1 protein-coding gene is annotated in these 840 nt (G+C 43.6%); it reads right to left on the minus strand.

The genetic code is table 11. The features are described 5' to 3' along the window. Positions 1 to 840: GTP-binding protein (locus ACS8FD_RS18690; RefSeq protein WP_439276951.1), on the minus strand; the 840-nt coding region annotated here is incomplete at both ends.

Raw genomic sequence — 840 nt, forward strand, 5'->3', positions numbered from 1 at the left:
TCACATAACGTATCACCAGTACCTACGTCTTTCATACCAACTAGAGCTGCGATATCACCGGTACGAATCTCTTCTAGCTCTTGCTGTGAATCTGCCATCATTTGAACAATACGGCCTACACGCTCACGCTTCATCTTAACAGGGTTATAAACACTGCTGCCCTGCTTGATAACGCCAGAATAAACACGTACGAATGTTAAGTTACCAACGAACTTGTCGTTCATGATCTTAAATGCTAGTGCTGAGAATGGTGCTTCATCAGAAGCTTCACGCGTACCTTCAGTCTCATCTTTGTCGTCAAGAATACCACGAATAGCTGGTACATCCATTGGAGCTGGTAGATACTGAATAACCGCATCTAGCATCTTTTGTACGCCTTTGTTTTTGAAAGCAGTACCACAAAGTAATGGAATGATTTCATTGTCGATGGTCAATTGACGAAGCGCGCCGTGAATTTGCTCTTGAGTCAATTCGCCATTTTCCAGATATTCATTCATTAATTCTTCTGATGCTTCAGCAGCGTTTTCTACTAGATACTCGCGGTACTCCTCTGCTTTGTCTTGTAGTTCCGCTGGAATATCGCGCTCGTCGTATTCCATACCCTGAGAGGCTTCATCCCAGTAAATAGCTTTCATAGTTACAAGATCGACAACACCTTCAAAATCGTCTTCTTTACCAATTGGGATAACCAACGGTACAGGCTTACCACCTAGACGAGTTTTGATTTGCTCGATAACACGATAAAAATCAGCGCCAACGCGATCCATTTTGTTAACGAATGCCAAACGTGGCACTTGGTATTTGTTTGCCTGACGCCATACGGTCTCAGACTGTGGCTGA

The organism is Psychrobacter sp. 1U2, assembly GCF_051847575.1.